This is a genomic window from Gordonia oleivorans (assembly GCF_040044975.1).
GTDB lineage: Bacteria > Actinomycetota > Actinomycetes > Mycobacteriales > Mycobacteriaceae > Gordonia > Gordonia oleivorans.
This window is the reverse complement of record NZ_JBDZDI010000014.1, coordinates 1-19,059: the sequence shown is the minus strand read 5'-3', so window position 1 is coordinate 19,059 and position 19,059 is coordinate 1. Positions and strand designations below refer to the sequence as shown.

At 65.9% G+C, this 19,059-nt stretch carries 20 protein-coding genes and 2 pseudogenes; 15 read left to right on the top strand and 7 right to left on the bottom strand.

Going from position 1 to position 19,059, the window contains the following annotated elements; all coding sequences use genetic code 11:
- Positions 1 to 7: 7 nt before the first annotated feature.
- Positions 8 to 724 (bottom strand): FadR/GntR family transcriptional regulator, encoded by a 717-nt coding sequence (locus ABLE92_RS17935; protein ID WP_348806113.1) that lies wholly within the window; start codon positions 722 to 724, stop codon positions 8 to 10.
- Between the two features lie 155 nt (positions 725 to 879).
- Here ABLE92_RS17935 and ABLE92_RS17930 point away from each other — a divergent pair, with 155 nt between their 5' ends.
- The 13 genes and pseudogenes from ABLE92_RS17930 (at position 880) to ABLE92_RS17870 (ending at position 13,135) form a co-directional block, all read left to right on the top strand.
- Positions 880 to 1,386: a gluconokinase gene (locus ABLE92_RS17930; RefSeq protein ID WP_348806112.1), complete on the top strand. Its 507-nt coding sequence runs from the start codon at positions 880 to 882 to the stop codon at positions 1,384 to 1,386.
- Entirely contained in the window at positions 1,386 to 2,774 is a 1,389-nt protein-coding gene (locus ABLE92_RS17925) for a GntP family permease (RefSeq protein WP_425476159.1), read from the top strand. The genes ABLE92_RS17930 and ABLE92_RS17925 overlap by 1 nt, the downstream gene beginning before the upstream one ends.
- 101 nt (positions 2,775 to 2,875) lie before the next feature.
- Complete coding sequence (locus tag ABLE92_RS17920; protein WP_348806110.1) at positions 2,876 to 4,162, top strand: lipase family protein; 1,287 nt, start codon at positions 2,876 to 2,878, stop codon at positions 4,160 to 4,162.
- A gap of 654 nt (positions 4,163 to 4,816) precedes the next feature.
- Entirely contained in the window at positions 4,817 to 6,196 is a 1,380-nt protein-coding gene (locus ABLE92_RS17915; RefSeq protein WP_348806216.1) for a hypothetical protein, read from the top strand.
- A gap of 55 nt (positions 6,197 to 6,251) precedes the next feature.
- Positions 6,252 to 6,911, top strand: coding sequence for a hypothetical protein (locus ABLE92_RS17910; RefSeq protein ID WP_348806109.1), 660 nt, complete (start codon positions 6,252 to 6,254; stop codon positions 6,909 to 6,911).
- An 86-nt stretch (positions 6,912 to 6,997) separates the two neighbouring features.
- Positions 6,998 to 7,453 (top strand): Fur family transcriptional regulator, encoded by a 456-nt coding sequence (locus ABLE92_RS17905; RefSeq protein ID WP_348806215.1) that lies wholly within the window; start codon positions 6,998 to 7,000, stop codon positions 7,451 to 7,453.
- A 127-nt stretch (positions 7,454 to 7,580) separates the two neighbouring features.
- Positions 7,581 to 9,056 (top strand): catalase, encoded by a 1,476-nt coding sequence (locus ABLE92_RS17900; RefSeq protein ID WP_348806108.1) that lies wholly within the window; start codon positions 7,581 to 7,583, stop codon positions 9,054 to 9,056.
- A 153-nt stretch (positions 9,057 to 9,209) separates the two neighbouring features.
- Positions 9,210 to 9,641, top strand: a complete 432-nt coding sequence (locus tag ABLE92_RS17895; RefSeq protein WP_348806107.1) for an organic hydroperoxide resistance protein — start codon at positions 9,210 to 9,212, stop codon at positions 9,639 to 9,641.
- 94 nt (positions 9,642 to 9,735) lie between these two features.
- Entirely contained in the window at positions 9,736 to 10,221 is a 486-nt protein-coding gene (locus ABLE92_RS17890; protein ID WP_348806105.1) for a Dps family protein, read from the top strand.
- 144 nt (positions 10,222 to 10,365) lie between these two features.
- Positions 10,366 to 10,908, top strand: a complete 543-nt coding sequence (locus tag ABLE92_RS17885; protein WP_348806104.1) for a CbrC family protein — start codon at positions 10,366 to 10,368, stop codon at positions 10,906 to 10,908.
- A gap of 73 nt (positions 10,909 to 10,981) precedes the next feature.
- Complete coding sequence (locus tag ABLE92_RS17880) at positions 10,982 to 11,521, top strand: histidine kinase (RefSeq protein ID WP_348806103.1); 540 nt, start codon at positions 10,982 to 10,984, stop codon at positions 11,519 to 11,521.
- Between the two features lie 246 nt (positions 11,522 to 11,767).
- Positions 11,768 to 11,989: pseudogene (locus ABLE92_RS17875) on the top strand (hypothetical protein); the annotation flags it as partial.
- A 48-nt stretch (positions 11,990 to 12,037) separates the two neighbouring features.
- Positions 12,038 to 13,135 carry an IS630 family transposase gene (locus tag ABLE92_RS17870; RefSeq protein ID WP_348806102.1) on the top strand — a complete coding sequence of 366 codons (1,098 nt, stop codon included), beginning with the start codon at positions 12,038 to 12,040 and terminating at the stop codon, positions 13,133 to 13,135.
- Between the two features lie 136 nt (positions 13,136 to 13,271).
- On the opposite strand, the gene ABLE92_RS17865 is transcribed toward ABLE92_RS17870, so the two are convergent.
- From ABLE92_RS17865 to ABLE92_RS26200, 6 genes and pseudogenes are all read right to left on the bottom strand, one after another.
- Positions 13,272 to 13,595, bottom strand: a complete 324-nt coding sequence (locus ABLE92_RS17865; protein ID WP_348806101.1) for a hypothetical protein — start codon at positions 13,593 to 13,595, stop codon at positions 13,272 to 13,274.
- Positions 13,592 to 14,575, bottom strand: coding sequence for a sporulation-delaying protein SdpB family protein (locus ABLE92_RS17860; protein ID WP_348806099.1), 984 nt, complete (start codon positions 14,573 to 14,575; stop codon positions 13,592 to 13,594). Before ABLE92_RS17860 ends, ABLE92_RS17865 begins: the two co-directional genes overlap by 4 nt.
- The gene (locus ABLE92_RS17855; RefSeq protein ID WP_348806098.1) at positions 14,556 to 15,170 is read right to left on the bottom strand and encodes an SdpA family antimicrobial peptide system protein; all 615 of its coding nucleotides are present in this window, start codon (positions 15,168 to 15,170) and stop codon (positions 14,556 to 14,558) included. The genes ABLE92_RS17860 and ABLE92_RS17855 overlap by 20 nt, the downstream gene beginning before the upstream one ends.
- Positions 15,171 to 15,866: a sporulation delaying protein family toxin gene (locus ABLE92_RS17850; protein ID WP_348806097.1), complete on the bottom strand. Its 696-nt coding sequence runs from the start codon at positions 15,864 to 15,866 to the stop codon at positions 15,171 to 15,173.
- Between the two features lie 50 nt (positions 15,867 to 15,916).
- Entirely contained in the window at positions 15,917 to 16,255 is a 339-nt protein-coding gene (locus ABLE92_RS17845; RefSeq protein ID WP_348806096.1) for an SdpI family protein, read from the bottom strand.
- Between the two features lie 367 nt (positions 16,256 to 16,622).
- A pseudogene (locus ABLE92_RS26200) lies at positions 16,623 to 16,844 on the bottom strand (helix-turn-helix domain-containing protein); the annotation flags it as partial.
- A 95-nt stretch (positions 16,845 to 16,939) separates the two neighbouring features.
- Here ABLE92_RS26200 and ABLE92_RS17840 point away from each other — a divergent pair.
- On the top strand, positions 16,940 to 17,500 hold the full coding sequence (locus ABLE92_RS17840; RefSeq protein WP_348806095.1) for a hypothetical protein: 561 nt from the start codon (positions 16,940 to 16,942) through the stop codon (positions 17,498 to 17,500).
- Between the two features lies 1 nt (position 17,501).
- Complete coding sequence (locus ABLE92_RS17835; protein WP_348806094.1) at positions 17,502 to 18,866, top strand: dipeptidase; 1,365 nt, start codon at positions 17,502 to 17,504, stop codon at positions 18,864 to 18,866.
- Positions 18,867 to 19,059 lie beyond the last annotated feature (193 nt).

Genomic DNA, 19,059 nt, shown 5'->3' with positions numbered 1-19,059 from the left:
CTGGTAGCTATTCGGACATCCGGTCGTGCTGTGCGACCGCTGATGCGGCCTCATCGATGATGGCGCGCATCCGGGCTTCCGCGGTGTCGGGATCGGCGAGACGGATCGCCCGAGCGACATCGTCGTGGAGAGCGATGGCCACGGGATTCGGTGTCGCCGGCATCATGCCGTGATGGGTCCGCCCGGACAGCACCTCGCCGACGACGCCGGTGAGCGCACGGAACATCTCGTTCGCGCTCGCCTCCAGCAGCGCGCGATGAAAGATCTTGTCCGCCTGGAGATATGCGTCGAGATCGCCGGTCCGGCCGTGTACCGCCATGTCGGAGGCCGCGGCCGCGAGCACCCGGCACTGGTGTTCGTCGGCGCGAACGGCCGCCAAAGCGGCTGCGGCGGGCTCGATTCCGCGTCGTAACTCGGACAGGGTGAGCAGGAAGTCCTCGCGTTCGTCGCCGTCGAGGCGCCACCGGATGAGCCGTTGATCGAAGACGCTCCACCGCGTGCGCGGCTGCACGGTGATGCCCACGCGGCGGCGCGAGGCGACCATCCCCATCGATTCGAGTACCCGGATCACCTCGCGTGCGACGGTCCGCGACACCGCGTGTTGGGTGCAGATCCCGTCCAGCGTCAGTACGGCCCCGACGGGCAGGTCCCCGGCGGCGATCCGGGCGCCGATGGTGCCGAGGACCAGCTCGTGCCGGTCATTCGGGCCTGTTTCCTGACTCACCCACACATCCTCTCATTGATCGGGTCTCGGGATGAATGATCGGGTAAGTGCGCCGCTCTGGTTCATATAGAACTACGAGAGACCAGAATTACTTGTATTAATACTACTTATACGGCACACTCTGTGATCGGAAGCACAAGCGATGAGGAGAGCTCATGGGGTCACCGGTGGTGGTTATGGGAGTGTCGGGATCGGGTAAGTCAACGGTGGGAGCGGCGCTGGCGCAGCGTCTGCGGGTGCCATTCGCCGACGCCGACGACTTTCACTCGGCGGCCAACGTCGCGAAGATGTCGGCCGGTGAACCGCTCACCGACGACGATCGCGGGCCGTGGCTCGACGAGATCGGTGTCTGGCTGGCCGACCACGCCGACGGCGGGGTGATGAGTTGTTCGGCGCTGCGGCGCATCTACCGCGACCGGTTGCGGGCGCACTGCCCAGCGGTGCGATTCGTTCATCTGGAGGGGTCGCTCGACGTCATCCGGCGTCGTCAGGCGTCGCGGCCGGGACACTTCATGCCGGCCTCGCTGCTCGCATCGCAATTCGAGACCCTGGAACCGTTGGGGTCGGATGAAGCGGGGCTCGCTGTCGACGTCGACCAGAGTGTCGATGCGATCGTCGATGCTGTTGCGAGTGACCATGATTCCGAGGGGAGCCGGTCATGATGTCGCCGATGCTGCTCGCCGCCGACGCGGACCTGCCCGAACCCGTCGCCGGAGGCTGGCAACTGGTGCTGGCCGCGGTGGCCGGTATCGCGGTCATCGTCGTGACCATCACCTGGGTGAAACTGCACCCGTTCCTCGCCCTCATCCTCGGTGGCGCGACCGTGGGAATGGTTGCCGGCGAGTCGATTCCGACGGTGCTGGAATCGTTCACGAAGGGTTTCGGTTCGACCGCGGCCGGGGTCGGCATCCTGATCGCGCTCGGTGCGATGTTCGCCAAGCTCCTCGCCGACTCCGGTGGTGCCGACGAGATCGTCGACACCATCGTCGGGCATGCGAGCCCGCGGATGCTGCCGTGGGCGATGGCGTTGGTCGGCGCCATCATCGGTCTGCCGATGTTCTTCGAGATCGGCCTCGTGCTACTCATGCCGGTGATCTACCTCGTCGCCCGGCGATCGGGAATCGGGTTGATCCCCATCGGGATTCCCGCCCTGGCCGGGTTGTCGGCGATGCACGGATTCGTGCCGCCGCATCCGGGCCCGCTGGTCGCCATCGATGCGCTCGGCGCCGACCTCGGGTTGACCCTGGCGCTCGGCGTCGCCGTGGCCATCCCGACCATCATCGTCGCCGGTCCGCTGTTCGGCACCCTCGCGGGAAAGTGGGTGCCACTCGACGCCCCGCACACCTTCGATGCCGACCCGGCCGACGGGCCGACCTCACGCCGCCCCGGATTCGGGGTCACGATGGCCACCGTTCTGCTGCCGGTGGTGCTGATGCTCGGCAAGGCGATCGCCGAGATCGCCATCTCCGACGACGGCAACCCGATCCGGCAGGTCCTCGACGTGCTCGGAACGCCGTTGATCGCCCTGCTGGTCGCGGTCATCGTCGCCATGGTCAACTTCGGGCGCGGGTCGGGCATGGACCGCGACACCATCTCCACCTGCGTCGGATCGGCGTTGCCGCCGATCGCCGGCATCCTGCTGATCGTCTCGGCGGGCGGCGGGTTCAAACAGGTCCTCGTCGACACCGGTATCGGCACCCTGCTCGCCGATTGGGCGTCGGCGGCGAACATCTCGGTGATCCTGCTCGGCTGGGTGCTCGCCGCGCTGATCCGCGTGGCCACCGGTTCGGCGACCGTCGCAACGATCACCGCGTCGTCGCTGATGCTGGGGCTCGTCGACGGCCTCTCGTCCGGTCAGGTGTCGCTGGTGGTGCTCGCGATCGGCGCCGGCTCGGTGTTCCTGTCGCACGTCAACGACGCCGGGTTCTGGCTGGTCAAGGAGTACTTCGGGATGAGTGTCGGCCAGACGTTCAAGACGTGGTCGGCGATGGAGACGATCCTGTCGGTGACCGGGCTGATCGTGGTCTCGGCGCTCGGGGTGGTGATCTGAGGCGACGCGGGGGTGGCGCGTGCTGGTGAATCGTCACGTCGCCGGAACGTTTCGTGACCCCTGCCACGCCCCGTTGTTACCGTGTGGTAGGTTACCTCGGCATGAGACACATTCGGGGATTCACCTCATCACGGCAACGTTCCTGGACCGTTCGGATCGCGAGCGTCGTCACCGCGGGTGCCGTCGTGGGCACCGGCCTGAGCATGGCCGCACCGGCGGCGCAGGCCGCCGATTTCTACACTCCGCCGGCGTCGTTCAACTCGACGCCCGGCTCGATCATCCGCAGCGAGGCCTCGCCGCTGCTGCTGCAGATCCCGGGTGTCGCGAACCAGTGGCCGGGGACCGCCAAGCGCATCATGTACACCTCGACCTATCAGGACGGATCACCCGCGCCGGTGACCGGCACCGTCGTCGAGCCGACCGCGCCGTGGCAGGGCAAGGGGCCGCGCCCGACGGTGGTCCTCGGTCCGGGCACCGTCGGCCAGGGTGATCAGTGCGCCGGGTCGAAGCTGATGAGCTTCCCGCTCGCCATCGACCCCAGCAAGCCGAGCATCGCGGTCAACTACTCCGCTCTCGAGATGAACCTGCTGCTCATCAACGGTGTGCGAGTGGCGATCACCGACTACATCGGCATGGGTACCCCGGGTATCCACACCTACGTGAATCGCGCCGAATCCGGACACGCCATGCTCGACGCGGCGCGGGCCGCGCTGAAGGTCGCGGGCGCACCGGCCGATTCGCCGGTCGGCTTCTCCGGATACTCCCAGGGTGGCGGCGCCGCCGCGTCGGCGGCCGAGCTGGCCGCCACCTACGCCCCGGATCTGAACGTGAAGGCCACCTACGCCGGTGCACCGCCCGCGGATCTGTCGAAGGTCATCGACCAGATCGACGGGACGTTCATCGTCGGCGGTATCGGCTACGCGATCAACGGCCTCGAGGCCCGCTACCCCGCACTCAAGACCGTCGTCGACCGTGAGACGAATGCCAACGGCCGCGCGGCACTGAAGACACTGTCGACGCAGTGCATCGGAGACACCGGACTGGCCTTCGGATTCCAGCGCACCAGTCAGTGGACGCGCAGCGGAAAGCCGTTGTCGGCGGTCATCAATCAGTACCCCGACGTGAAGGCAGTCGTCGACGAACAGCGGATCGGTCGGCTCACGCCGAACGCGCCGGTGCTGCTCGAAGGTGGCATCAACGACGACGTCATCCCGTACGGCCAGGTGCGTCAGCTGTACCAGGATTGGCGTGCCAAGGGTGCCGACGTGCGTATGGTGACCAACCCGATCCCGCCGATCTTCCCGGGTCTCGTCGTCAACCATGCACTGCCGATGATCACCACGCTGCTGCCCGCGACGAGCTTCCTGATGAGCGAGTTCAACAGCTGATCCCCGTGACGTCCCCGTGGACGAACCCTTCCCCGGACCAACCGCCGGGGGAGCGTTCCGTCCACGGGGACGTTGTCGTCGGGTGACGTTGACGGCGCTCTCTCCCACGTTGACAGCGCTCTCTCTGACGTTGACGGCGCTCTCTCTGACGTTGACGGCGCTCTCTCTGACGTTGACGGCGCTCTCTCTGACGTTGACGGCGCTCTCTCTGACGTTGACGGCGCTTTCTCCCGCGTTGACAGCGCTCGCATCAGGCCTTCTTACTTCCGATCGGTTTCCAGCCTGACCTTCACCAGGCCTCGACACCTCCTCGGCCAGCGCCTCGTCGGGCTCGGCCGGCGGTTGGGAGAGCGCTGTCAACGCAGTATCGAGCGCTGTCAACGCAACTCAGGGCGCTGTCAACGGGGAGACGAGCGCTGTCAACGAAACTCAGGGCGCCGTCAACGGAGAGGTGAGCGCTGTCAGTGGCCACGCGGGCGCTGTCAACGTCGAACAGAGCGCGGTGAACGAGGCCGCGCGAAACCCTGGCCGGATCGGCTCGGATGTGATGTGCTGTCGCGCATGCGGATACGGGTGAGACGCGGGACCGGTACTCGAGCGTCGCGGTCGACGGTCGTGGCCACGAAGACCGTGACCCTGATGACCGTGGTCCTGATGGCCGCCGCCGTGCTGATCACCGGCGCGGGTGCGGCACAAGCGAATCCGCCGGCCGATCCGGGCCCACCGATCCTCGGTCCGGCCGGGACGTCGCTGATGCACGGCGATTCCGCGTCCACCGACTCCACGCCGCATCCCGGGCCGGGACGCGGTGCGCGACTGCTCGCGTCGTCGGTGCCGGGCGGTGCGTGTGCAGCCACCTTCATCGGTTCGGACGGGATGCCGGTGTCCCTGTGCACCGGCTTCGTCGGTGCGGGCGGGGTCGCGGTGCCCTCGGTCGTCCTGTTCGATCCGCGTACGGCCGCACCGCTGGCCCGCACCGAGTTGCGAAAGGGCGGTCTGCTCGGCGGTGTATACGGCTACCTCGACGGCAACAACCGGGTGGTCGTCGCCGACGGTTCGAATTCGATTCTCTTTGTGGCGCATCGGCATACGACGTCCGGATGGCAGGTCTACGTCGACGGCCGGATCGACGTGTCGCGCCACATCCCGTCCGGCGATGCGATCACCGGCCTGGCTCCGGACGCCGCAGGCCGGATCTGGTTCGCAACGACCCACGGGGTTGTGGGGCTGGTCGAGGGCGACCGGACGGTACGGACCACACACGTACCGGCCGGGGAAGACCTCGGCAACGGGCTCAGCGTCCACCCCGGCGGTGTCTCGGTGATCACCACACATGCGCTCTACGAGATGTGGGCCGATCCGGGAGCCGCGCCGCGCACGGTGTGGCGGCAGGCCTATGACCGTGGTTCGGCCCGCAAACCGGGCCAGCTCACCTGGGGATCGGGGACGACGCCCACCTACTTCGGTCCCGGTGGTGACGGGTGGGTGGCCATCGTCGACAACGCCGATGCGCGTCCGTCGCTGATCGTGCGGGAGTCCGACACCGGTCGCCTGGTCTGCCGGATGCCGGCGTTCGCCACCTCCGGGCAGGGCACCGAGAATTCGCCGATCGCGTGGGGGAATTCGCTGGTCATCCCCAGCACCTACGGCTATCAGTACCCGCCGATGGCGGTCTCGGGACCGTCGGTCCCGGCCGACGCCGGCTTCGTCGGCGGCTCCACGCGAATCGATGTGTCGGCGCAGGGCTGCCGGCGGGTGTGGGAGAACGGCGACCGCCTCGCGTCGCTGCCGAAACTCTCGCGCGCCGACGGTCTCATCCACGGTCTCGGTTACGGTCCGTACGTCGCGGGTTCGGTTCAGCAACTCGGGCCGGTCGACTACATCGCGACGGATTTCGCGACCGGCGCTCGGGTGGAGACGCTGCAGGTGGGCAGCGCGCCCGTCGACGAACCGCTCGAACTGACCGGAACGATCGCCGCCGACGGAACGCTCTGGCAGGCGACGGTGGGGCGGATGCTCAAGATCGGTTCCTGAACCGCCGAGCGCACCACCAAACCGTCGACGCCGCGTTGGGTGCGACAATGCGACTATGACCGACGCCACTCCCGACGATGCGGACCGCACTCCCACGCAGGCCGAACTCGACGCGGAGGATCTCGCCGAACTGCGCAAACGCAATTCCGCCGACCGTGACCGCGCGAACCTCTACCCGAAGCGTCCGGGCGCGCCCGGGCCCGCTCCCGCGGCCCTCGTGCTGCACGCCCGGGTGGCCTGGTGGGCGGCGGCGGTCTGTGGGCTGATCTGCATCGTCTACGGCGCGGTCAATCTCGGGGCGACGCGCGACGCACTGCGCCACCGGATGCTCGTCGACGCGGTGACCACGCCGAAGGGGCAGCCGACCGGGGATCAGATCACGACGTTCGCCGATGTCCTCCCGGTGGCCGGGCTGGTGATCGCCGCCCTGTTCCTGGTCGGCGAGTACGCGTTTCTGGTCGCCGCGGTCAGTCATCACAGCCGTAACTGCCGCAACTTCTTCCTGGCGATCGTGGCGCTGCACCTGATGTGCATCCCGATCGGACTCGATCTGTTCTTCCGGTACCCGGAGTTGTGGTCGGGGTCGGTCGTCCTCGGATGGTTGCAGTTCGCGTTGCTGGTCATCGCCGCGGTGATGACGCTGCGGCGCGGCGTCAACCGATGGCTGCCCGAATCGACGCGGATGCGTCCGACGCGGATGCTGCGGTCGAGCTGAACGGTCGCCTGAGGCAAGGCAGACCTAATAATCTGGAATTCTTCCAAATACTGGACTCGTTCCAAATAAGTGGCTATGGTGGTCTCATGCCGGATCGGACAGAGTTCACCCACGCGCTTCGCGCCGCAGGCCTCCGGGTCACCGCGCCGCGGCTCGCGGTGCTCGAGATCCTGCATGATCATCCGCATTCCACCGCCGATTTCGTGGCGGCCGGCGTGCGGGACCGGCTGGGTGGTGTGTCCACCCAAACCGTGTACGACGTTCTGCGGACCTGCTCCGAACGGGGCATGGTGCGCAGGATCGAACCGGCGGGCTCGCCGGTGCGCTATGAAACCCGCACCGGGGACAATCACCATCACCTGGTCTGCCGGTCCTGCGGCGAAATCATCGACATCGACTGCGTCGTCGGCCGGGCCCCGTGCCTGACCCCCGACGCCGATCATGGCTATGAGATCGACGAGGCAGAGGTGACGTTCTGGGGAAGGTGTCCGGCCTGCCGCACCACCGCCGCGCACGATGCGGGGTCCGACCCCGCCGGGTGAGCCGTCCCGGCTCGATGACCGAGGCCTTGAAACCGCAGGGCGACAACACAATTCACAGCCAGACCACATGACGACGGTGCCACAGCCCGGTGCCGCGACCTGACGTACTCACGATTGGGAGCCACGCATGACCTCGTCTCAGAACACCCCGCGCACCACGACCAACGCCGGTATCGCGGTCGCCAGCGACAACGAATCCCTGACCGCCGGCACGCAGGGGCCGATCCTGCTCCACGATCACTACCTGCTCGAGAAGTTGGCGCAGTTCAACCGTGAACGCGTCCCCGAGCGCGTCGTGCACGCCAAGGGGGCCGGCGCGTTCGGTCGCCTCGAGATCACCGGCGACGTCTCGCGCTACACCAAGGCGAAGCTGTTCCAGCCGGGCGCGACAACCGAATCGCTGGTGCGCTTTTCGACGGTGGCCGGCGAACAGGGCAGCCCCGACACGTGGCGCGACCCGCGCGGTTTCGCGGTGAAGTTCTACACCGAGGACGGCAACTACGACCTCGTCGGCAACAACACCCCGATCTTCTTCATCAAGGATCCGATCAAGTTCCCGGATTTCATCCGGTCACAGAAGCGGCTCCCCGGCTCGGGACTGCGCGACCACAACATGCAGTGGGATTTCTGGACCCTGCGCCCGGAGTCGGCACATCAGGTGACCTGGCTGATGGGCGACCGCGGCATCCCGAAGTCGTGGCGCAACATGGACGGATTCGGCTCGCACACCTATCAGTGGGTCAACGCCGACGGTGAACGCTTCTGGGTGAAGTACCACTTCAAGACCGATCAGGGAATCGAGTTCCTCACCCAGGAACAGGCCGACACCCTCGCCGGCAGCGACCCCGACTACCACCGTCAGGACCTCTACGAGGCGATCGATCGGGGTGAATTCCCCAGCTGGACACTGAAGGTGCAGATCATGCCGCTCGACGAGGCCGAGGGATACCGGTTCAATCCCTTCGACCTGACCAAGGTGTGGTCGCAGAAGGACTACCCCCTCATCGAGGTCGGCAAGTGGACACTCGATCGCAATCCGGAGAATTTCTTCTCCGAGATCGAGCTGGCCACCTTCGAACCGTCGAATGTGGTTCCGGGCATCGGATTCTCGCCCGACAAGATGCTGTTGGGCCGGGTGTTCTCCTACGCCGACGCGCATCGCTACCGGGTCGGAACCAATTACGCTCAGCTGCCGGTCAATTCGGCCAAGGCCGCACAGGTCAACTCCTACTCCAAGGAGGGCGCGATGGCGTATGACTTCAGCCGCTCCGACGTCCCGGTCTACGCGCCCAACTCCTACGGCGGCCCGCACGCCGACGCCGCGGCCGCCGGCGACGAGGGGCTGTGGACCTTCGGCGACGAGGCCGTCCGCGCCGGCTACATCGAACACCCCGAGGACAGTGACTGGGCGCAGGCCGGAACGATGGTGCGCGAGGTCCTCGACGACGACGCCCGGGAGCGGCTGGTGAACAACATCGTCGGCCACGTCCTCGACGGCGTCGAAGAGCCGGTGCTCTCGCGGGTGTTCGAGTACTGGCGCAACGTGGACGCCGAACTCGGCAAGAAGGTCGAGGAGGGCGTGCGCAACGGTCAACAGGACTGACGTGCACCGGCTCGGCGGCGAATTCCGTTAACCGAGAAGTTCTTTCGCCGTTCACCCGAATCGGTAAGCATTCATCGTCGAGAATCGTTGGACAGCAAGGACGTTCGATCATCAATCGCCGTCGACACCGATGGCATCAGTGAGGAGAGCACTATGGCAATCGAGACCGCATACACCATCTCGTCCAAGGCCAGCGGCGGCGGCCGCGACGGCGAGGTCGTGTCCGAGAGCGGACGCATCGACCTCGACCTGCAGCCGCCCAAGGAACTCGGTGGCAGCGGCGAGGGAAGCAACCCGGAGGAATTGTTCTCCGCGGGTTATGCGGCCTGTTTCCTCGGTGCCCTCCGTCTGACCTCCAAGCAGGCGGGCACGCCCGCACCCGACGACTCCACGGTCACCGTGACGGTCGGCATCGGCAAGGACCCGGCCGACGACGGTTTCGGTCTCGAGGTGTCCATCGAGACCTACCTCCCCGGCCTCGACGAGGCCAAGGCCAAGGAACTCACCGAGGCGGCACACGCCTTCTGCCCCTACTCGAAGGCCACCAAGGGAAACATCGAGCACACGCTGACCGTCCGGGTCTGACCCCGCGTCACCGTTTGCTCGACACGAGACATATCCACGCGGCACCCGCCACAAGCGCCCGGTGCCGCCAAGAAAGAAGAAAGGACGTCACACAATGACCTCCACTCTGAACACCCCGATCACCAGCACGCTCTCCGAGGAGCAGAAGTCGGTCACCGGAACCGCGCTGCAGGAGACCGTCGTCGATCTGATCGACCTGTCACTGATCGCCAAGCAGGCCCACTGGAACGTGGTTGGTGCACAGTTCCGTTCGGTCCACCTCGAACTCGATGAGCTGGTGGCCGTCGCCCGCGAGTTCACCGACGCCGCGGCCGAGCGCGCCACCGCCATCGGTGTCAGCCCCGACGGGCGGGCCGAGACGGTCGCCAAGACCGCCCGCACCACCGGATTCGGTGAGGGCTGGACCAAGGACGCCGACGTCGTCGCGGCCGTGGTCGACAACCTCAAGGCCGTCATCGCCGGTCTTCGGGCGCGGATCGACGCCACCGAGTCGACCGACCCGGTCACTCAGGATCTGCTGATCGGATTCGCCTCGAAGCTCGAGCAGCTGCACTGGATGTGGCAGGCCCAGGTGGCCTGAGCGTTACGCCCCTGAGCACCGCATCACCGGGGGACGCGAGGGTGACAGCCTGGTCCTCGCTTTCCCACCCCGTGACGAGCCCCGCCCCTTCGGCGGGGCTCGTTGGCGTTGGGGCTCGTCGTCTCCGGTGGCTATCCTGGCGCGATGCCCGCTTCCGAACTGCCCACATTTCGGTACTTTCCCGATCCGGTGGCCGCCGGTGCCGTCGCACCCGCCGACGACGTCTGTCAGTGTTGCGAACGCTCTCGCGGCTGGATCTACCACGGCAGTTTCTACTCCGAGCAGGAGATTGACGACCTGTGCCCGTGGTGCATCGCCGACGGGTCGGCGGCGGCGAGGTTCGACGGTGAGTTCACCGCCGACATCGGATGGGGCCTCCCACGGTGGGATGTCCCCCGCGACGTGATCGACGTGATCGCCCACCGCACACCTGGGTTCCCGACTTGGCAGGACAGACGATGGTGGACGCACTGCGACGACGGCGCCGCATTCGTCGGCATGGCCGGAACCGACGAGATGATCGCCCTCGGCGATGACGCGATCGAGCAGGTACGCACCACCGCCGAGGTGCCGGTGGACCAATGGGCAGAGCTGCTGCCGATCCTGCGCGCAGACGGCGACGCCTCGGTCGCGGTGTTCCGATGTCTGCACTGCGGCGCATACGGCGGATACCTGGACCTTTCCTGACCGAGAGGGATCGCCGACCGGCGCCCTGTGACCTGGCGCACCCGCCCGTCGGAGGCGACGGTAGCCTCGCGGTGTGGAGTACTGGGGTGTCATGGTCGGGATCTTCCTCGTGGCCGCGGTCGTCGCGGCCGTCGCCTTCGTTCGGTCTCGCGAGCGGGAGCCGGAGCAGTTGCGGCGCGGGGCGTCGCTGGCGCGCGAACTGCGCGAACTCGGAGCCGACGACCCGGTGCGCCTGGCCGCGGTGGACGAATACGAGACCGCCCTCTACCAGCGACTCTTCTTCGTCTCGACGGTGTCACCGCGGGTGCGCAGCGCCGTGTGGGCGCTGCTCGGTGCGGTGCTGGCGGCGGCCGGGGGGCTTGCGACTCGTGGCGACGGGCTGTACCTGACGGTCCTGCACGCGGCGTCCCTCGTACTCGCCGGTGTCTTCGGGCTGGCCGCGCTGTTCTTCGCCGGACTCGCCGCATTCCACGCCGCGACGACGCCACGGGTCTCGTTCACCGAGAGTTACGCGGCCGTCGCGGGTGCCGATGACCTGGGTGCCGGTGACCTGGGTGCCGGTGACCTGGGTGCCGACGACGTGGGTGCCGACGACGCGGACGCTGAGCGCTGACGTCCCCTCCGCATTGGAGCGCGCGCAGCTCCCATAAACAAGGAATGCATTGCATGCATGTGGTGGGAGCTGAGCGCGCAACATCATCTGACACGCATGAAGACGGCACGAACTCGGGTGTGAGAGAACTGCGGGTAGCCGGGTTGGCGGTCCCTGCCGACCGTCGCCCATCATCGCAGTCCCGAGGAGAGAAATGATGCCGACCGCGCACGCTGGTGCCTGTACCCGCGAGCGCCGGTGACACGGGTGTCCGACTCGGCAGCCCAACCGGGCGCGGTCAGCCGGCGCCGCCGCGGGCTTCTGGCCCCGACGCTGCGAAAGCAATGCTGGGGCTTCATGATCGGCTCGAGCCTGTTCGCGCTCGGTTCCGCGCCCTGGATCAGTGTCTGGATGGGGGCGGCGAATGCCAACATCTGCTTCTTCGTCGGAGCCTGGTTCTTCACCGGGGCGGGCCTGATCCAGCTAGTGGTGCGCGTCGTAACTGTTTGAACGGTTGGTTTGCTGCGATAATGGGGTATGGCGAATCGTCCTGCTGCAGCATTGATGTTGGGTGATGGTGATCGTGAGGTGCTGGAGTCGTGGACTCGCTCGGGCTCGGTGCAGGCGTCGGCGGCGAAGCGGGCGCGGATGATGCTGCTCGCTGCTGATGGTGTGGCGAATCGGCGGATCGCGGAGTTGGTAGACGCGTCGCCGACGACGGTGATCGCGTGGCGCGAACGCTACCTTGAGCGCGGTCTGGCCGGCCTGACTGATCGTGCACGCTCCGGGCGGCCGCGGCGGCTCGATAGGGATGCGATCATCGTCGCCACGCTCACGCCACCGCCGAAAAGCCTTGGGGTGACGCACTGGTCGACTCGGCTGCTGGCGAAGAAGCTGAAGATCTCCGACGCCTCGGTCGCCCGAGCGTGGCGAGCGTATGGGATCAGACCGTTCAAGGCCGAGTCGTTTCGATTCTCCACCGACCCGGAGTTGGTGGGCAAGGTCACCGACATTTGCGGCTTGTATTTGAATCCGCCGGAGAACGCGATCGTGCTCTGCGTTGACGAGAAGTCCCAGATTCAAGCGTTGGATCGGACGGTGCCGATCCTGCCGATGCAACCGGGCAAGGTCGAACGCCGCTCCTATGACTACTACCGGCACGGCACCACCACCTTGTTCGCCGCCCTCGATATCGCGACCGGGAAAGTCACCGCCGCACTCAAGCCCAAGCATCGCCACCAAGAGTTCCTGGCTTTCCTCAAGCAAGTCGAACGGGCCTACCGCGACACCGTCGATGACACCGGTAATCCGGTCGACTTGCACCTGGTGATGGACAACTATGCAGCTCACAAACATGCCAACGTGAAGAAGTGGCTGGCCGAGCATCCCCGAGTCATCGTGCATTTCACCCCAACCCACGCCTCCTGGATGAACCTCGTCGAGGTCTGGTTCGGCATCATTGAACGCCAAGCGATTCGCCGCGGAGTGTTCACCTCCGTCACAGACCTCAACACCAAAATCCGCGCGTTCATCGACGGATGGAACCCCAGAGCCCACCCATTCGTCTGGACCAAAACAGCCGAACAGATCCTGGAAAAAGCCAACCGTCCAACAACTTCAAACTCGCGCCACTAGCGTTACTATCATTGCGAGGTAATTGCAATAGCGGGCACCGACTGAGAGCGGCCGACGACGGCCTGGGAGGCAGCAGAATCCATGTCGGGCGACAACCGCTCTAAGCGCCTGGCGCCAGTGCTATCCGCGTACTCAATTAGCTGACACGTCTGAAGGTGAACGGGTGCTGATTGCTCCACCCGTTACGGACGCGGTACTCGACGGTTTCGCCGCCCTCCAGCGCGACGGTCTCGGTGGCCCGTGTCACGGGATTCTTGAAACCCTTGTAGCGCAGTTCGAACAAGAGGTCGTGGTTTCCTGCGGCGAGGCCGGTGAACGTGTAGGCGTTACTCCGGCCCCAGCGCAGTCGCTGCGGGGTTCCTCCGTCCACGGCGACGTACGGTACCGCCATCGGGTAGAGCACACAGGAGTTGACCGGATGCCCCTGCGCGTACACTGTGATACTGGCTGTGTCGCTCATGCTGGTGATACCTCGCTATCGTGTTCGGTCCGCTCTGAATCTGGCGTCGACGGTGCATCAGGTGGTTCGGACGCGGGATTCTCGACGGCCCGCCCGCAGGCGGCACGGTCCGGGTTCGCGGCGATCGTAGCGGACGAGATCATCACGACGGCGAAGCTCCATAGGCCGAGAGTGAGCCCAATACCGACGTGGAGCACGACGTCCAGTACAAGGGCTACCTTGCGCCACCGCGCGCTGAACAATAGCAGGAACGCGATCAGCGCCTCGATGACCAGCGCGCCCCACGACAGCAGGATCGTTCCCAGCGCGGTCCTGGTTACCTCCAGGTTCAGGACGTGAAACAGTCCTCCGTCGCCGAACGCCGAGTCGCGGGAGATGTAGTACATCGCCGACCCTTCCACCCAGGCGGTGTTGCCGAACTTGGCGAACGTCGTGTCAAGGTAGATGTACACGAGTTGCAGACGGAGTGCGATCGTGAATACCAGTGCAAGAGCCGACCATTCGTCCGATAGCGGTCGAGAAGGCTGCTGCCAGTGCCAGGTTCGGTCGTCGGCGAACGCGAGCGGGGTGATCAAACCGCAGACGATCACAGCGATAGCTTCGCCACCGTCGGGCAGGGTGATCGCCACGGCGATGGAATAGGTCGCCCACAGATGCAGCAGCGCTGTATATCGGGGCCGCCAACCGCTGGCTACGACGGCCAGGATCAGTACCAGTAGCCAGCGACGCAGTTCCTGGAAACTGTCCGGGTTGCCAATACACAGCATTGAGACGGCTCGTACACCACCACAGCGGGGTCCAGGCATACCGGCCACCGGAGTGAACAGGTAGTCCAGCGGTGTCAGCAGAACTACTGACATGGTGGCGGCCGCGAGGAGGGAACGGCCGACTGCCCACCACCGGTTACGATGATCAAATCGTGTGATCGTCGTCAGCAGTGACGTCAAGATGTCGGAGAAGTCAGCACGCCACGTCGACATGGCTCACTCTCACTGCGCGGCGGTCATAGTCGACCAGCTTGCGGAAGCTCCAGTCCACGGTGCGTTCGACCACCACGTATACCTCGCCGCAGATGGTGTGACGATGGGTTTTCGTGGTGGCAGCAGTGCTCGGCATGTCAGCGTTCGTCTTGATGCACGCCTCAGCGGCACTGTTGCACTCGCGCCACTGCAGGTCAGGGTTGAAGTTCAGCAGATCGGCCACCTCCGGCCCCTGGGCGCGTTGAATCCTGGACCAGCCGAACAGGTTTGACGGTAGGTTCTGCGGCGTTTTCATCAGGTTGTGAATCGTGCCGTTCCCATCGAGCCGGTACACGACGGCCTGGTCGCCGCGCTGGTCCTTTGTGAAGTAGCCGAACTGCTGCGCGGCGAGCACCCGGACGGCTTCGCGCACGGCGCTGTCGTCGTCTCGCTGCGACAGCACGTTGCTCGGCAGCGTGTAGAAGATGGTCACACCGAAGAGCAGCAGCACCGCCGTGGCGGCACCGGCGAAAACACCTAACACCCGGCGCGGATTCGCGGTCCGGCCTGGCGTTAGCGTGGTGCCGTCCTCAGCCTGGCGGTTAGCCTCGGTCATCTACGCAAGGCTGCTGGCCAGCGCGGCCACCATGCTGTTCTTCGTGAGATCGTCCGCTGAGTTCACCTTGAACTCATACGTCGCCACCGCCGGGGCCACGTAGAGCGCGACCGCCACGGTTACAGCGCCGCCGACGGTGTGCACCGCGGCCGCCGCCCACACGGCTGCGATGTACCCCTCGGTCGCTAGCCAGCTATCGTGCCAGGCGAACCCGGCAGCGCGGGCGACCGCCCCTTGCCTTACTCCTTGACTCAGGGAGGTGTTGCCGAGTACGGCCGCGTTGTCACGCTGCGGTGCGTCAACGGCCTCGGTCACCTTCGTGGACAACGTTCTCAGCGCCTGCTGTGCTGCGTACGGATCTCCGGACTGTAGCGGCACGGTGACGACATCGTGAAAGTCGGGGTTTCGTTGCAGGACAAACTGTTCAAACTTCTGCCGGGGCTCCGGGTCCAACGGCTGCACGGAACTGTTCAGCAGCTTCGCCTTCAGCCCGGGATGGTCGTCAACGATCCGCCCCTGGCTGAACACCACCGCATCGATCACGTCGTAATCGCCGTATTTCGCCTGCGCCGGCCGTGCTGTCGCGGCCGCGTGATGCGAACTGTCTACCAGTGCGGCTGGAATCACGGCAGCGGCAACGGCAGCGACCGCTGCTACCCCGATCACCACGGCACCGAGCTTGTACTTCTTGATCACGCTAAACACGTGCATACCTCCCCGGATTGCGTCACCTATATAACGTTGTCCTACAAAGACTTCGCCCTGCGATTCCCCACGACGTGCCCGACTACATAGAGGGCAAGATCGACGCAGACCACGACGACGAGCAGTCCGAACCGGCTCACGTCTACACCACTGATGAGAACCACGAGCCCGGCCGCGTATACGGCGGACGCTGTCAGTCGAAACGGCACCGCCGCCTTCTGAACTGAAGTCCAGGCTTCAGCGCTCCTAAACGCCGCCGGAATCCGAATGCCGACAAGCCGATTCGGCTTCACCCGGTTCGCTGCAACCAAACCGACGAAAACCACATTGACCACCATCATTGCTACGTAGAAGGCCCCAATCAGGATGGCCTGCGCCATGTCCAACCCCCCCTTCCAGATTCGCCGGTATCGACCCGACTGCCGGGTTTGGCGAATGGTGAACGTGATCCCCAAAATCCACTACCACAAGGATTAGAACAGAGAACCAGACACTTGACAACCTGAACGGTGGTGGTTGGTGGCACTTCGCGCCACGATTCCCCTGTAACGGGGACACGTAGGCCGCTTCGTGTGTGGGCGGGTCTCGTGGTCGGGGCGGGCGAGTAGACGCAGCACGTGACGCAGGCGTCGGCGCGGGCGACGAGTCGAGACTTGTAGTGCCCGTGATCGCGGGCGTAGAGGATGTGTCCGAGCGTCCAGAGGAGCGCGGCGATCGCGAGGTCCCGCAGCCCTGCCGCGGCCGCCCAGCGCGTGCACGATCAGTCAGGCCGGCCAGACCGCGCTCAAGGTAGCGTTCGCGCCACGCGATCACCGTCGTCGGCGACGCGTCTACCAACTCCGCGATCCGCCGATTCGCCACACCATCAGCAGCGAGCAGCATCATCCGCGCCCGCTTCGCCGCCGACGCCTGCACCGAGCCCGACCGAGTCCACGACTCCAGCACCTCACGACCACCATCACCCAACATCAATGCTGCAGCAGGACGATTCGCCATACCCCATTATCGCAGCAAACCAACCGTTCAGACACTTACGACGCGCGCCACTGGTCGACAGCGGGCCGATGATACTGACCGAGAAGGGCTCGGGTGCAAGGGCATTCAGCGACGACTGGCTGGCTGCGTCGACGCAGTCGTTCGGTACGGTGCTGTTCAACGTGAGCACCTCGGCCGCGTTGACGGTCGGCACCGTGCAGGCAGAGAAGCATCATGTCTGGCGACCGGACTTCGCCGGATCGGTGGCCTTCCTCATCAGTGGTGTGCTCGTCGTCATCGCCTACACGCGGGCCGAGACGCTATGGAACCCGCGAGATGTGGACTGGTGGGCGACGCAGATCAACATGCTCGGATGCATCGCCTTCATGGTGTCGGCGGTGGCCGCCTATGTGACGTCCGAGGTGATGCCCTCGATGCCACGCTCGCGGGCGGTGGCACCTTCGTCGGTGCGCTGTGTTTTTTCGTGGCGTCACTGCTCGTGCTGCCGTGGTGGACTCGCACCGGCAAATCAGGCGAGTGACCGCGCCGGCTTCGGCGGGCAATTGCGCCGGTTGCTGCGACAATGGGGATTCGGGCGCGACCCGGGGATCGGTACCGAGCCGGTCAGTACTGCATCGGAGGAGAACTGACGTGAGTGTGGACGAGATTCGCGAACGGGTGAGCGCATTGATGCCCAGGGCCCGTGAGGATCTGACCGAGATGGTGGCCTTCGAGTCGGTCTTCGATCCGTCCCGGCCGGAGCCGCCGGAGTGCGCGAAGATGGTGGACTGGCTGATCGAGGCGTTCACCGACGCCGGGGTGTCCGACGTGGCCGCACATGTCACCTCCGACGGGTCCCGTGCGGTGACCGGACACATCCCCGGTCCGCCGGGAGCGCCGACGGTGCTGCTGTACTTCCACCACGACGTGCAGCCGCCGCTGGACTCACAGGCCTGGACGACGCCGGCGTGGACCCTCACCGAACGCGACGGACGCTGGTACGGGCGTGGCGCCGCCGACTGCAAGGGCAACATCGCCGTCCACCTCACGGCGCTGCGGGCCCTCGGCAAGGATCTGGGCGTCACCGTCAAGATCATCGGGGAGGGCTCGGAAGAACAGGGTTCCGGCGGCATCGAGGATTTCGTGCCCAAGCATCCGGAACTGCTGAGCGCCGACGCCATCCTCATTCTCGACTCCGGCAACATCGGCGTCGGTCGCCCCACCTTGACCACCAGTCTGCGTGGGATCGCCAATGTCGTCGTCAGCGTCGAAACCTTGTCGTCGGCCATGCATTCCGGCATGTTCGGCGGTGCCGCCCCGGACGCCCTGGCGGCGCTGATCGCGATGCTCGCCACCCTGCGCGACGCCGACGGCAACACCACCGTCCGCGGGGTGGACGCCGATCAGGAGTGGACCGGTATCGACTACGCCGAGGAGCAATTCCGCAAGGACGCAACGGTTCTCGACGGTGTGGACGTCGTCGGTTCGGGCAGCATCGCCGAAATGGTCTGGGCGCGACCGGCAGCCACCGTCCTCGGCATCGACTGCTCGCCGGTGGTCGGATCGTCGGCATCGGTGACGCCCAAGGCGCGGGCGCGGATCAATCTCCGGGTACCGCCGGGCATGGACCCGGCCGTGGCGCAGGATGCGCTGATCGAACACCTACGGGCGGTGACGCCGTGGAACGCCCGGGTGGAATTCGAACGCGAGGCCACCGGAAAGCCGTTCTCCGGTTCCACCGAGGGGCCCGCCTTCGAGGCGATCTCGGCCGCGCTGCGCAGCGCCTACGACCACGAGGTGGTGCAGCAGGGCCAGGGCGGGTCGATCCCACTGTGCACGGTGCTGCAGGAGACCTTCCCCGACGCCGAGATCATGCTCTTCGGTGTCGAGGAGCCGAGCTGCCTGATCCACGCACCCAACGAGAGCGTCGACCCGTCCGAGATCGAGAATCTCGCCGTTGCCGAGGCGCTGTTCCTGCGGGACTTCGGTGCCCGAACCGAATCGACGGGTCAGTAACGCGAAACGGGCCGACGTCTGGGCGCTGTCAGCGGAACGGAGAGCGCTGTCAACGGAAAGTGGCTTAACTCCAATACCGTTCAGTTAAGCGGTGCGGTTGCGTAGACCGGTGACTGTGTCGGTTGCGGCCAGGCGGCGTGGTGAGCGCGTTTGACGTGCCATTTCACGTATTTGCGTTTGACGACACGTGGGT

What these genes read in the sequence shown, in the direction of transcription:
- ABLE92_RS17910 (WP_348806109.1), top strand. Translation starts at nt 6,252, where the DNA reads ATGACCGACGCCACTCCCGACGATGCGGACCGCACTCCCACGCAGGCC.
- ABLE92_RS17860 (WP_348806099.1), bottom strand. Translation starts at nt 14,575, where the DNA reads ATGTCGACGTGGCGTGCTGACTTCTCCGACATCTTGACGTCACTGCTG.
- ABLE92_RS17855 (WP_348806098.1), bottom strand. Translation starts at nt 15,170, where the DNA reads ATGACCGAGGCTAACCGCCAGGCTGAGGACGGCACCACGCTAACGCCA.
- ABLE92_RS17930 (WP_348806112.1), top strand. Translation starts at nt 880, where the DNA reads ATGGGGTCACCGGTGGTGGTTATGGGAGTGTCGGGATCGGGTAAGTCA.
- ABLE92_RS17845 (WP_348806096.1), bottom strand. Translation starts at nt 16,255, where the DNA reads ATGGCGCAGGCCATCCTGATTGGGGCCTTCTACGTAGCAATGATGGTG.
- ABLE92_RS17900 (WP_348806108.1), top strand. Translation starts at nt 7,581, where the DNA reads ATGACCTCGTCTCAGAACACCCCGCGCACCACGACCAACGCCGGTATC.
- ABLE92_RS17895 (WP_348806107.1), top strand. Translation starts at nt 9,210, where the DNA reads ATGGCAATCGAGACCGCATACACCATCTCGTCCAAGGCCAGCGGCGGC.
- ABLE92_RS17925 (WP_425476159.1), top strand. Translation starts at nt 1,386, where the DNA reads ATGTCGCCGATGCTGCTCGCCGCCGACGCGGACCTGCCCGAACCCGTC.
- ABLE92_RS17840 (WP_348806095.1), top strand. Translation starts at nt 16,940, where the DNA reads ATGATACTGACCGAGAAGGGCTCGGGTGCAAGGGCATTCAGCGACGAC.
- ABLE92_RS17890 (WP_348806105.1), top strand. Translation starts at nt 9,736, where the DNA reads ATGACCTCCACTCTGAACACCCCGATCACCAGCACGCTCTCCGAGGAG.
- ABLE92_RS17870 (WP_348806102.1), top strand. Translation starts at nt 12,038, where the DNA reads ATGGCGAATCGTCCTGCTGCAGCATTGATGTTGGGTGATGGTGATCGT.
- ABLE92_RS17915 (WP_348806216.1), top strand. Translation starts at nt 4,817, where the DNA reads ATGGCCGCCGCCGTGCTGATCACCGGCGCGGGTGCGGCACAAGCGAAT.
- ABLE92_RS17865 (WP_348806101.1), bottom strand. Translation starts at nt 13,595, where the DNA reads ATGAGCGACACAGCCAGTATCACAGTGTACGCGCAGGGGCATCCGGTC.
- ABLE92_RS17885 (WP_348806104.1), top strand. Translation starts at nt 10,366, where the DNA reads ATGCCCGCTTCCGAACTGCCCACATTTCGGTACTTTCCCGATCCGGTG.
- ABLE92_RS17920 (WP_348806110.1), top strand. Translation starts at nt 2,876, where the DNA reads ATGAGACACATTCGGGGATTCACCTCATCACGGCAACGTTCCTGGACC.
- ABLE92_RS17905 (WP_348806215.1), top strand. Translation starts at nt 6,998, where the DNA reads ATGCCGGATCGGACAGAGTTCACCCACGCGCTTCGCGCCGCAGGCCTC.